9 protein-coding genes are annotated in these 12,406 nt (G+C 33.2%); all 9 read right to left on the bottom strand.

The window, feature by feature from the left end; translation table 11 throughout:
* Nucleotides 1-168: 168 nt before the first annotated feature.
* The 9 genes from ftsZ to Q0998_RS09190 all read right to left on the bottom strand — a co-directional run bounded on the left by ftsZ (nt 169) and on the right by Q0998_RS09190 (nt 12,406).
* The gene (ftsZ, locus tag Q0998_RS09230; RefSeq protein ID WP_299669254.1) at nt 169-2,082 is read right to left on the bottom strand and encodes a cell division protein FtsZ; all 1,914 of its coding nucleotides are present in this window, start codon (nt 2,080-2,082) and stop codon (nt 169-171) included.
* 151 nt (nt 2,083-2,233) lie between these two features.
* Nucleotides 2,234-3,574 carry a cell division protein FtsA gene (gene ftsA / locus Q0998_RS09225; protein ID WP_299669251.1) on the bottom strand — a complete coding sequence of 447 codons (1,341 nt, stop codon included), beginning with the start codon at nt 3,572-3,574 and terminating at the stop codon, nt 2,234-2,236.
* A gap of 6 nt (nt 3,575-3,580) precedes the next feature.
* Entirely contained in the window at nt 3,581-4,306 is a 726-nt protein-coding gene (locus Q0998_RS09220) for a cell division protein FtsQ (RefSeq protein WP_299669248.1), read from the bottom strand.
* The gene (murC, locus tag Q0998_RS09215; RefSeq protein ID WP_299669245.1) at nt 4,296-5,699 is read right to left on the bottom strand and encodes a UDP-N-acetylmuramate--L-alanine ligase; all 1,404 of its coding nucleotides are present in this window, start codon (nt 5,697-5,699) and stop codon (nt 4,296-4,298) included. Before murC ends, Q0998_RS09220 begins: the two co-directional genes overlap by 11 nt.
* Nucleotides 5,700-5,763: 64 nt before the next feature.
* The gene (gene murG, locus Q0998_RS09210) at nt 5,764-6,861 is read right to left on the bottom strand and encodes an undecaprenyldiphospho-muramoylpentapeptide beta-N-acetylglucosaminyltransferase (protein WP_299669242.1); all 1,098 of its coding nucleotides are present in this window, start codon (nt 6,859-6,861) and stop codon (nt 5,764-5,766) included.
* Between the two features lie 72 nt (nt 6,862-6,933).
* On the bottom strand, nt 6,934-8,181 hold the full coding sequence (locus Q0998_RS09205) for an FtsW/RodA/SpoVE family cell cycle protein (protein ID WP_299669239.1): 1,248 nt from the start codon (nt 8,179-8,181) through the stop codon (nt 6,934-6,936).
* 84 nt (nt 8,182-8,265) lie between these two features.
* Nucleotides 8,266-9,630 carry a UDP-N-acetylmuramoyl-L-alanine--D-glutamate ligase gene (gene murD / locus Q0998_RS09200; protein ID WP_299669447.1) on the bottom strand — a complete coding sequence of 455 codons (1,365 nt, stop codon included), beginning with the start codon at nt 9,628-9,630 and terminating at the stop codon, nt 8,266-8,268.
* A gap of 80 nt (nt 9,631-9,710) precedes the next feature.
* Nucleotides 9,711-10,937 carry a phospho-N-acetylmuramoyl-pentapeptide-transferase gene (mraY, locus tag Q0998_RS09195; protein WP_299669236.1) on the bottom strand — a complete coding sequence of 409 codons (1,227 nt, stop codon included), beginning with the start codon at nt 10,935-10,937 and terminating at the stop codon, nt 9,711-9,713.
* A gap of 5 nt (nt 10,938-10,942) precedes the next feature.
* Nucleotides 10,943-12,406, bottom strand: a complete 1,464-nt coding sequence (locus Q0998_RS09190; RefSeq protein WP_299669445.1) for a UDP-N-acetylmuramoyl-L-alanyl-D-glutamate--2,6-diaminopimelate ligase — start codon at nt 12,404-12,406, stop codon at nt 10,943-10,945.

The raw sequence follows: 12,406 nt of genomic DNA, 5'->3' as shown, positions 1-12,406 counted from the left end.
CTATCGGACTGACATCCCTAGAATCAATTAAATGTCCAAATGTCAATTCCGAAATTTCGGGAGAGCCTGTCGAAGTTTTAGTATTCTATGCAATTATATAAAATTAAAAAAAACCGCATCTAATTGGTCTAAGATGCGGTTGTACTATTTAGAATACTTTATTTCTAGCTAATCTACATTGTCATGTAAAAACGAGTTGTTAGATTTAAAATCTATAGAATTATCGTCTGTTTTTATAGCTGTTTTAGACTTACTTATGGGTGCATCTGCACTTAGATCTAAACCTTGTCTTTTGTAGGCTGGCTGACGCTCAATTTCATCTATGTTTTTATTTAATTGATCATTAAACTTATAGTTGAAACCTTTCATCTTTTGACGTCTTTCTTCTGCTCTTTGTTGTAGTTCAGAAATTGTTAAATCTAAAGGAGAAACTTCTTCACTTCTCGTTTCAATTTTATTAATTGTTGCTTGTGGTGCTGTCGTTTTTAATTCAAATTGAATTTCTTCTTCTTCAACAACTGCAGTTTTTTCAACAATATGAGAGCTTTTTCCAATAGTTGGTTTGGCATTAAAATCTTCTAATATATAACGTGTTTCTTCTACTTTCTTTTCAAAAACAATTTCTTCTTCTTCAAAAACTTCAAGATCATTTGTATTTACGACATCTTCATTCAATTTGAATTTAATTTCTTCAGCAGCTTTTACTTCCGTATAAGAATTTAAAGGCAAATCAAATAACAAATCTGCTTGTATTTGTTCTGGCTCTTCAACTTCAATTTCTGGAACAATTGGAGTTACATCTGTAATAATAAAATCGTTTTCAGAAATAACCTCTAAAGAAATTTCGTCATAAGAAACTGGCATATTTGCAAGCAACTCAGAAGTTGGAATCAAATCCATTTTTGGAGCTGATTTTACTTCTTCAACTTCAATTGTATCTTCTAAAGTATGTACTATTTTTTCTTCAACTAAATTAGAAATTGGCTGATCTACCACTGGCGATTTTGAAATGGTCTTTTCACTAAAATTATAGGTTGCCTTTTGCTCATCTTCTAACGTATGCACAATTTTTTTAACTTCAGTATTCGTAATTGTACTTTGTTGATCTGCAGCAAAACCTGTAGCTACAATCGTTACAGCAATGGCATCTCCTAACTCTTCATCTTCACCAATACCCATGATAATGTTGGCATCGTAACCTGCTTCATCTTGAATATAATCGTTAATTTCTCCAATTTCATCTAAGGTAACTTCATTGGTTCCAGATACAATTAACAAGAGTACATTTTTAGCTCCTGTAATTTTATTATCATTCAATAAAGGCGAATCTAAGGCTTTTACAATTGCGGTTTTTGCTCTTTCATTTCCTTCTTCTTTTGCAGAACCCATAATAGCAGTTCCACTATTAGAAAGTACTGTTTTTGCATCGTGCAAGTCAATATTTTGCTTGTAATGATGTGTAATGACTTCTGCAATTCCACGAGAAGCTGTAGATAGAACTTCATCTGCTTTAGAGAAACCAGCTTTAAAACCTAGGTTTCCATAAACTTCACGTAATTTATTATTGTTAATTACAATTAAAGAATCTACATTTTGGCGCAGTTGATCAATTCCTAATTGTGCTTGTTTTGAACGTCTTCTTCCTTCAAAAGCAAAGGGCATTGTTACGATACCTACCGTAAGAATGTCCATATCTTTTGCGATTTTTGCGATTATTGGTGCTGCTCCCGTTCCAGTTCCTCCACCCATACCAGCGGTTATAAATACCATTTTTGTTTGGGTATTTAACATTTGCTGAATCTCTTGCATGCTTTCTTTGGCTGCCTGTGCCCCAATTTCTGGATTTGCACCTGCACCCAAACCAGAGGTTAAGTTGGCTCCTAATTGAATTTTATTAGGAACAGGACTGTTTTCTAAGGCTTGTGCATCTGTATTGCAAATTACAAAGTCTACACCTCTAATTTGCTGCGTGTACATGTGGTTTACTGCATTGCTTCCACCGCCACCAACACCAATTACTTTTATAGTATTAGACTGTGTTTTTGGCATGTCAAATGAAATGTTATCAAATTCTGTGCTCATAATAACGTAGCTATTGTATTTTATTAATTATTTTTTCTTTTTACTCTTTCTGCTAAATTTTGTTTAAGGTTTCAAGTTTCAAGACTCTCTACTCAAACTTCCAACTTCCAACTTCAAGCTTCAAGCTTCCAACTTCAAGCTATCAACTTTTCTACTCTGCATTGTCCAAAAAGTCTTTAAGACCTTCTGTAAATTTTTCAAAAAACGATTTTTTCTTCTTTGGCTTGATCTTTTCTTCAACAATTGGCGTTGTTTCTTCGGCATCATTTTCAGAGCCATCTAAAATCTCCTCCACTGCTGCTTCTATTGCTTCTTCTTCTTCTTCTTTTGAATCTTTGTTTAAACCTTCCATTAACAAACCAACTGCGGTTGCATACGAAGGACTTGACAAACCATCATCAGAATCGCCTGCTAGATGTTCATTAGGAAAACCAATTCTAGCATCCATACCCGTAATATATTCTACTAACTGACGTAAATGTTTTAATTGAGACCCACCACCCGTTAGTACAATTCCTGCAATTAGTTTTCCTTTTGCAGTTTCATGTCCGTAATTTTTTATTTCTAAATACACATGCTCAATAATTTCTTGCACTCTTGCATGTATGATTTTAGACAAATTCTTTAACGTAATTTCTTTGGGTTCTCTTCCTCTTAAACCAGGAATAGAAACAATTTCTGTTTCCTTGTTTTCTCCAGGCCATGCAGAACCAAACTTAATTTTTAATAACTCTGCTTGTTTTTCAATAATTGAACACCCTTCTTTGATATCTTCTGTAATTACATTTCCACCAAAAGGTATAACTGCTGTATGGCGAATAATTCCGTCTTTAAAAATGGCCAAATCAGTGGTTCCACCCCCAATATCTATCAACGCAACTCCTGCTTCTTTTTCTTCTAAACTTAAAACTGCGGATGCAGATGCGAGAGGTTCTAAAGTGATATCACTTAAATCTAAACCAGCACTTTTTACACAACGTCCAATATTTCTTATGGATGAAACTTGCCCAACAACCACATGAAAGTTCGCTTCTAAACGACCGCCATACATTCCTATGGGTTCTTTAATATCTGCCTGAGAATCAACCTTAAATTCTTGTGGTAATACATGAATGATTTCCTCTCCAGGTAACATCACCAATTTATGAACCTGATTTACCAAGTTTTCTATGTCTGCATCATCAATTACTTCATCTGCATTGTTTCTTGTGATATAGTCTGAATGGTGCAAACTTCTAATGTGCTGACCAGCAATACCTACAACAACCTCTTTAATTTTAACACCAGAAACACTTTCTGCCTCATCTACTGCTTGTTGTATCGATTGAATAGTTTGTGTGATATTACTAACAACACCACGTTTCACGCCTAAACTTTTTGCCTTACCAATACCAACAACCTCAATTTTGCCATATTCATTTTTACGACCAATCATGGCAACAATTTTGGTTGTACCTATATCTAAACCAACAGCTATTTTATTGTTTTCCATTCTAGTTTATTTTGTGCACACAACTTGGTTGTGATATTTTACTGTAATCGTTTTATATTCTTGTATCATTTTATTTTTAAATGTGGTATTATAAAATGCTTTTAACTTCTTAAATTTTACTACTATATCACTTAATTTTCCAAAATCAATTTTATAATCTCCACTTCTTACGGAAAATTCGTACTCATTGGCATCAGATTTTTCAATTCCAACGATTTCTTTTTGCAAAAAATCATCTTCTAAAATGTAAGAGATTAAAGGCAAAATTACTGCAACATCGTCGTTATTTTCTATACCCGAAACCAACATAACTCTTGCCGAATAATTATCAGACAAAGGCACTTTTACACCTTGTTTGTCAACATAATAAGAATCTTTTTCAGAAACAATTCTTGCTATTGGTGTCCGTTGTTTTATGGTTGTTTTTAACACACCTCCTATGGTTAAAAAAACGGCTGCTTTTTCAACATAAGGGTTTTTAGATACGTTATTTTCTAATTTGTATAAATCTATCACAGATTTTGCTTGGTTTGCAACTGTTTTGTTATTTTGTATTAACAATTTATCAACCATAGCATGTGTTAAAAAATTATTGTTTCCCGCTTCAAATTTCACTTCAATATTGGCAACTTTCTTCGTATTATTTCTTACCGAAGTAAAACTATACAAAAAGCCCAAAAAGCCTATTAACAATAGAAATAATAGATATTTTAATACTTTTTTAAATGGCATTTTTATCCGTTTTTAAAAGTTCCTCTGTAACTTCATGAATCATAACCCCAATATCCCCAGCACCTAACATGACCACAATTTTTGCATTTGTATTTTTAATATCTTTTACTAAATTATTTTTTTGCGTCATTTTTTTATGCGGATTCTCTATTTTACTCAATAACCAATTAGCATCTACGCCGGCAATAGGTATTTCTCTTGCTGGATAGATCTCTAATAGTAAAATATGATCAAACTTTGTTAATGCCTTTGCAAAATCATCAATAAAATCTCTCGTTCTAGAAAATAAATGAGGCTGAAATACAACCAAAATCTCTTGATTCGGATACATTTCTCTTACTGAATTTTCTACAGCATTTATCTCTGTTGGATGATGTGCATAATCATCAATCAACATAAAATTTTCTGTTTTAATTTTATACGAAAATCTTCTTTTTACTCCTTTAAAGCTTTCTAAACTTTGTTTAATTTTTTCTAAAGGAATTCCATATACATCTGCCATTGCTAAAGCAGCTAAAGCATTCATGACATTGTGCTTTCCAGGTAAATGAAATGTAATATTTTTTATTTCTGATGAAGGTGTTTTTACATCAAAAACATAGGTGCCGTTTTCTATTTTTAAGTTAAATGCTTTGTAATCTGCAACTTCCTCAATAGCGTAGGTTAAACCTTTTAAAGGCACCCCTTTTGCTACGATTAACGTACTTGAAACTTTGTTTGAAAATTCAACAAATGATTCAGTTAATGCTTCTGGATTTTCGTAAATATCTAAATGATCTGCATCCATAGAAGTTATACAGGCAATATTCGGACTCAATTGCAAGAAAGATCTGTCAAATTCATCTGCTTCTACCACACTTATTTTATCTTCTCCTAAAATTAAGTTTGAATTGTAATTTTCTGCAATTCCCCCTAAAAAAGAAGTTGCGTTTGCTGACGTCATAATATGACCCAAAATAGCAGACGTAGTTGTTTTTCCGTGCGTTCCTGCAACTGCTAAACAAAAAGTAGTCTCGGTAATTTTGCCTAATATTTCTGCACGTTTTAAAATTGTAAAATTATTCTCTAAAAAATAATTGTATTCAGCATGATTTTTTGGGATTGCAGGTGTATAAACAACCAACGTTTTTTCTTTGTTTAAAAAAGAAATAGGTATGTTTTTAACAGCGTCTTCAAAATGAATTTCCACACCTAATTTCTCTAAATCTTTGGTGATTTGAGAAGGCGTCTTATCATAACCTGCCACTTTTTTTCCATTCGAAGCAAAATAACGCGCAATTGCACTCATCCCTATGCCACCAATTCCGATAAAATAAATAGAAGCCCATCCTAAATTCTTCCCAAAGGGAAGGACTTTTTCACTCTTGCTAATATTTTTATCTAAATTATTCATTTTTCTAGAATGCTATTAAAATTCTGTTTTTTTTCGTAACCGTGTTTCTTCCCCTTGGGAAGAATCAAAGATGGGATAAGAGTTTTTCAACTTCGTCAACAATATCTTTTGTGGCACTTGGTAATGCCAATTCCTTTATATTTTCTGCTAAACTTTGCTGTTTCCCAATATCTTTTAACAACGATTCAAAAACTACTAAAAACGTATCTAATTCAGTTTCTTTGATCATGATTGCAGCATGCCTGTCTACAATAAATTTTGCGTTTTTTGTTTGATGATCTTCCGCCACATTTGGCGATGGAATAAAAACTACCGGTTTGCCAACAATACACAATTCTGAAACAGAACTTGCGCCAGCTCTAGAAAGAATGACATCTGCTGTTGCATAAGCCAAATCCATCTTATTTAAAAAGGCATGCACTTGCACGTTTTTGTTGTCATTGTATTTTTTATATGTATCAAAATACAATTTACCACATTGCCAAATCAGTTCTATATTCTGAGTTTTAAAAAAGGCCAAATGAGCTTCTATAAGCTGGTTTATTTTTCTTGCCCCTAAACTGCCACCTAACACCAATACTGTTTTTTTACTCTTATCTAATTGATAAAAATCAGTTGCCTGTTGTAGCTTAGAATGAATTGTTAACAGGTCTTGCCTTACTGGATTGCCTGTCTTAATAATTTTATTTGCAGGAAAAAAGCGTTCTAAATTTTCGTAGGCAACACAAATTTTCTGTACCCTTTTTCCCAGTAATCTATTGGTAATTCCTGGATAGGAATTTTGTTCTTGTATTAAGGTTGGTATGTTTCTTCTATTCGCCATTATTAAGGTTGGCCCACTTGCAAAACCTCCTGTACCAATAGCAATATCTGGTTTAAAATTTCTTATAATTCTTCGTGCATTCCATAAACTATTAACGAGTTTAAAAGGAAAACTTGCATTTTTTCTTGTTAATTTTCGTTGAATTCCAGAAATCCACAAGCCTTCTATTTTATATCCTGCCTGCGGCACTTTTTCCATTTCCATTTTATCTTTCGCACCAACAAATAAGAAATTTGCATCTGGATACCGTGCCTTTATCTCATTTGCAATCGCAATTGCAGGATAAATATGACCTCCTGTTCCTCCTCCAGAAATTAGTATGTTAATCGATTGTTTCATACAGACTTTTCTATTTTAACTTTTTGGATGTATGGAACACTGATGCTATTTCGTTTTTTTGATTTACCCATTTTAGTCTAGTGTTTCATGCAAAATATCTAAAGGATTATCATCTAAAATATCATCTTCTGTTTCTTGTTTCGATGCGCTTACGCTTAGAATCATTCCTAAGGCAAAGCATGTCATCCAGATAGAAGTACCTCCACTACTAATTAGTGGTAAAGTTTGTCCTGTTACTGGAAATAAATTGGTAGCAACTGCCATGTTTATGGTAGCTTGAAAAATGATTGGGAAACCAACTCCAATAACCAATAAAGTTCCAAAAATTGTGGTTGTTTTTTTCAACACCACAAAAACTCTAAAAAACAATAAAAAATATATACATACAATTGAAATTGCTCCTAGAAGTCCATATTCTTCAACAATAATTGCATAAATAAAATCTGATGAAGACTGCGGTAAAAAGTTTTTTTGAACACTTTTACCAGGACCAACTCCTAAAGGTCCACCTGTTGCAATTGCAATTTTTGCTTTTTCTACTTGATAGGCTTCTTTGCCTTCATCACTAGAAAAACTTTCGATTCTACTTTGCCAAGTTTGCACTCTATTTGGCATTGCATCTGGAAATGCTTTCGCTATTAAAACAAAGAAAGCCAATGCCAAAATTCCTGCTGCAAGAATTAAACCAATGTATTTTAAAGGATAGCCCCCAATAAATACAATGACCAAAATCATCGTAAAAATAATAGCGGTTGTCGAAAAATTTGCAGGTAAAATTAAGATCAATACTAAACTTACTGGCAACCAAAGTTGCAATAAGCTTTCTTTGAATTTAATTTGTTTTTCTTTATTCTTAGCCAAATACCTCGCAACATACACCATCAATACCAAACCTGCTAAAGTAGATGTTTGAAATCCTATACCCACAAAAGGAATACGAATCCACCTGCTTGCATTGGCACCACCAATAGTGGTTCCTTGTGCTAAAGTAAAAATCAATAAAACAATAACAATGGGTAGCATCAAAACAGAGCCTCCAGAAAAATACCTGTATGGTATTTTATGAACTCCGTAAATAATTGCGAAGCCCATAATTAGTAAAACAGCGTGTTTTATTAAATAACCAAATGAAGAACCAGCCCCTACAACATATACCAAGTTTGTGCTGGCGCTATACACAGGCATAAATGAAAATATTGCCAATACAGCAACAATTGCCCAAATGGTTTTATCTCCTTTTACATGTTGAAAAATGGTTAGCCCCCTAACCCCCGAAGAGGGAAAAGTATGCTCTTTATTCTTTTCTACATTATTATTCATTTTCTACACTTTAATCCGAAGACTTTACTGTTTTATCCGTAAACGAGCTAACTCCTTCCTTTTTGAAAGGTTGAGATGAGCTATTTAGAGACTTCTCACCGCTTTTTTAAATTGACGCCCCCTGTCTTCATAATTTTCAAACAAATCGAAACTTGCACAAGCTGGTGACAATAAAACGGCATCTCCATTTTCTGATAATTTATGAGCCACTTTCACCGCCTCTTCTGCTCCCGCAGTTTCAACAATAATATCAACCACATTGCCAAACATATTTTTTATTTTATCATTATCTAAACCCAAACAAACAATAGCTTTCACTTTTTCTCTCACCAAAGGCAATAGATCATTGTAATCGTTTCCTTTGTCTTCTCCACCAACAATCCAAACGGTTTGTTTATCCATACATTCTAATGCATAGAAAGTGGCATTTACATTTGTGGCTTTTGAATCATTTATATACTCAACACCTCTAACTTTTAAGACATTTTCTAAACGGTGCTCTGCACCTTCAAAATTTGCCAAACTTTCTTTAATCAATTCTTTACGAACTCTTAATAACTGCGCAGCCATTGTTGCCGCCATTGCGTTTTTTACGTTGTGTTTTCCTTTTACTGTTAAAGTTGATATTGGCATGTTGATTGTGTCTTTATTTATATTGATGTTGATATTATTATCCTTTAAAAATGCACCGTATTTTAATTCTTTCTCTAATGAAAACGGAACTAATTTTGCTGCTGTCTTGTTCTTTTGTAACCAATTATGAATTGCTTCATCATCTGCATCGTAAATCAAATAATCGGTTGCTGTTTGATTTTTTGTAATTCTAAATTTTGAGGCGATGTATTTCTCAAAATCGTATTCATATCTGTCTAAATGATCTGGCGTTATATTCGTTAAAATTGCAATATGACTATTAAAATTCTCAATTCCGTCTAACTGAAAACTACTAAGTTCTAACACATAATTTTCATAGGATGCTTCCGCTACTTGTTGCGCAAAACTATCGCCAATATTTCCTGCAACACCAACGTTTAGACCTGCATTTTTTAAAATATGATGAAGTAGTAAAGTCGTTGTGGTTTTCCCGTTAGAACCTGTAATACCAACAATGGTTGCATTTGTAAATTGGCCTGCAAATTCAATTTCTGATATCACTGGCACTCTATTTTCCTTCAGTTTTAAAACCAATGGCACGGTTTCTGGAATTCCAGGACTTTTCATTACTAGATCAGCATTTAAAACCTTGCTTTCTGTATGATTTCCTTCCTCAAAATCTATCTCGTTATGTATAAGAACTTCTTTGTATTTTTTCGCTATTTCACCTTTGTCTGAAACAAAGACTTTGTATCCTTTTTGCTTTCCTAAAATTGCGGTTCCCATACCACTTTCACCTCCACCAAGAATTACCAGCCTCCTCAATCCTCCAAGGGAGGACTTTTTCTCACTCATATTTTTATAATCCTTTTCTTTGCTCATTTTCTGTTTTTTCATCTTAACTTCTTTCCTATGGGAAGGTTGGGATGGGTTTTTTATCGTAATTTCAATGTAACAATTGTGAATACTGCCAATAGAATTCCTACAATCCAAAAACGGACAACTATTTTACTTTCGTGGTAACTTAATTTCTGATAATGATGATGTAATGGCGACATTCTAAAAATTCTTCTTCCCGCACCAGATTTCTTTTTTGTGTATTTAAACCAAGAAACCTGCAGAATCACAGATAGATTTTCAACAACAAAAATTCCCGCTAAAATTGGCAACAACAATTCTTTTCTGATGGCAATTGCGATGACTGCGATGATTCCACCAATGGTTAAACTTCCTGTATCTCCCATAAAAACCTGAGCAGGATAGGTATTGTACCAAAGAAAACCAATCAAGGCGCCTGCAAAAGCAAGAATAAAAACGGTCATTTCTCCAGAATCTGGAATAAACATGACATCTAAATAATCTGCGAACACAATATTTCCAGAAACCCAAGCAAAAACCGCAAGTGTTAACACCATAATTGCTGATGTACCCGCAGCTAAACCATCAATTCCGTCTGTTAAATTGGCTCCGTTAGAAATTCCTGTCACGATAAAAACTACTACAAAAATGAAAACAATCCAACCATATTTCTCATACCCTTCTCCTAAAAAGTTGAATGCTTTTGAATAATCTAATTCGTTATCTTTTAAAAACGGAACTGTAGTTTTGGTTGATTTATGAGCGTCTCCAAAAACTTTAGTTCGTCCATTTTCTTGAACAATTTGTTCTGCTACAGGTAATTGTTCTTTAATAGTTACATCGTCATGAAAATATAACATAGAACCCACAATGATTCCCAAACCGACTTGTCCTAAAATTTTAAATTTTCCTTTTAAACCTGCTTTGTCTTTTTTAAATATTTTTATATAATCATCTAAAAAACCTATCAAACCCATCCAAACGGTAGTGATGATTAAAATAATTACATAGATATTATCTAACTTCGCTAATAATAAAACTGGAATTAAAGTTGCTAAGATGATGATGATTCCACCCATTGTTGGTGTACCCGATTTTTGTTTTTGTCCATCTAAGCCTAAATCTCTAACCGTTTCACCAACTTGTTGTTTTCTTAAAAAATTGATAATTCTTTTACCATAAATTGTAGAAATTAATAATGATAAAATAAAAGCTGTTGCTGCTCTAAAAGTGATAAACTGAAACACACTAGCTCCCGGAAAACTAAATTGACTTTCTAAATATTGAAATAAATAATATAGCATTCTTACTAATTTTTTAATTGATTGAAACAGTCTTTCACTTCTTCTAAATCATCAAAATGAGTACGAACTCCATCTATTTCTTGATAATTCTCATGTCCTTTTCCTGCAATAAGTAAAATATCTCCAGACTCAGAAAATTTACATGCCGTTTTAATGGCTTGTTTTCTATCTAAAACTGTGAGTGTTTTTTTGTAATTCTCTGGTGAAACACCCACTTCCATTTCGTCTAAAATAGTCTGCGGATTTTCTGTTCTCGGGTTGTCTGATGTAAAAATTGCTTGAGTACTTAACTGAGAAGCGATGTGCGCCATTTTTGGCCTTTTGGTTTTATCCCTATCTCCTCCACAACCTACAACCGTAATCACTTTTTCATTTCCTGTTCTGATATCGTTAATAGTTTCCAGCACATTTTTTAGCGCATCTGGCGTGTGTGCATAGTCTACAATTGCCGTAATTCCGTTTTTAGAAATTACATATTCAAATCGTCCACTTACACTTTCTAGCTCACTAATAATAGTTAGCACTTCTATTTTTCCTAAGCCTAATAGTGCTGCAGTTCCAATAATTGCCGTTACATTGTACATATTGAAAACACCTATTAATTTTGTCCAAACCTCAATTCCATACACAGAAATTAAAGTTCCAGAGATTTGTTTTTCTAAAATCTTCACTTTAAAATCTGCCAAGGTTTTTAAAGCATAGGTTTTCTTCTTTGCTTTGGTATTTTGCAACATAAAGTTGCCATTTTTATCGTCGATATTTGTCAACGCAAAAGCTGATTTTGGCAACGAATCGAAAAACTGTTTTTTTACATTTCTATATTCCGCAAACGTTTCATGGTAATCTAAATGATCGTGAGAAAGATTGGTGAAAATTCCGCCAGCAAATGTTAGTCCTTCTGTTCTTTTTTGATGAATTCCGTGAGAACTCACTTCCATAAAACAAAAGTCTACACCCGCTTCAACCATTTTATCTAAATAAAAATTAATTTTTACCGAATCTGGAGTGGTGTGTGTTGCTTTAAACTCAGCGTCATCAACCATAATTTTTACTGTAGAAAGTAAACCAACTTTATAACCTGCTTTTTTAAATAATTGATACAAAAGTGAAGCAATGGTGGTTTTACCATTTGTACCCGTAATACCCACCAAAGGTATTTTAGCAGAAGGATTATCATAAAAATTAGAAGCCATAATTGCCAAAGCAATATTTGCATTGGCTACTTGAATATATGTAACTCCTTCTTTTTTATTTTTGGGGAAATCTTCACAAATAATTACAATTGCCCCTAAATCTATCGCTTTCTCGATATATAAATGACCATCTACAGAAAGTCCTTTTTGTGCGACAAAAACATCCTTTTCTTCAACTTTTCTTGAGTCGAAAACAAGGTTTTTTATAGCAATAGCTGTTGTACCAAATACTTTGGTAATCGCTACTTTATACAATATGTCTTTTAAATTCTTCAG

Source organism: uncultured Polaribacter sp. (assembly GCF_947501385.1).
In the GTDB taxonomy this organism is placed as follows: Bacteria; Bacteroidota; Bacteroidia; order Flavobacteriales; family Flavobacteriaceae; genus Polaribacter.
The sequence above is the reverse complement of the archived record's forward strand: the minus strand, read 5'-3'. Positions and strand labels throughout refer to the sequence as shown.

Bases quoted from the DNA above. Each gene is read 5' to 3' on its own strand.
- ftsZ (WP_299669254.1), bottom strand. From the start codon at position 2,082: ATGAGCACAGAATTTGATAACATTTCATTTGACATGCCAAAAACACAG.
- ftsA (WP_299669251.1), bottom strand. From the start codon at position 3,574: ATGGAAAACAATAAAATAGCTGTTGGTTTAGATATAGGTACAACCAAA.
- Q0998_RS09220 (WP_299669248.1), bottom strand. From the start codon at position 4,306: ATGCCATTTAAAAAAGTATTAAAATATCTATTATTTCTATTGTTAATA.
- murC (WP_299669245.1), bottom strand. From the start codon at position 5,699: ATGAATAATTTAGATAAAAATATTAGCAAGAGTGAAAAAGTCCTTCCC.
- murG (WP_299669242.1), bottom strand. From the start codon at position 6,861: ATGAAACAATCGATTAACATACTAATTTCTGGAGGAGGAACAGGAGGT.
- Q0998_RS09205 (WP_299669239.1), bottom strand. From the start codon at position 8,181: ATGAATAATAATGTAGAAAAGAATAAAGAGCATACTTTTCCCTCTTCG.
- murD (WP_299669447.1), bottom strand. From the start codon at position 9,630: ATGAGTGAGAAAAAGTCCTCCCTTGGAGGATTGAGGAGGCTGGTAATT.
- mraY (WP_299669236.1), bottom strand. From the start codon at position 10,937: ATGCTATATTATTTATTTCAATATTTAGAAAGTCAATTTAGTTTTCCG.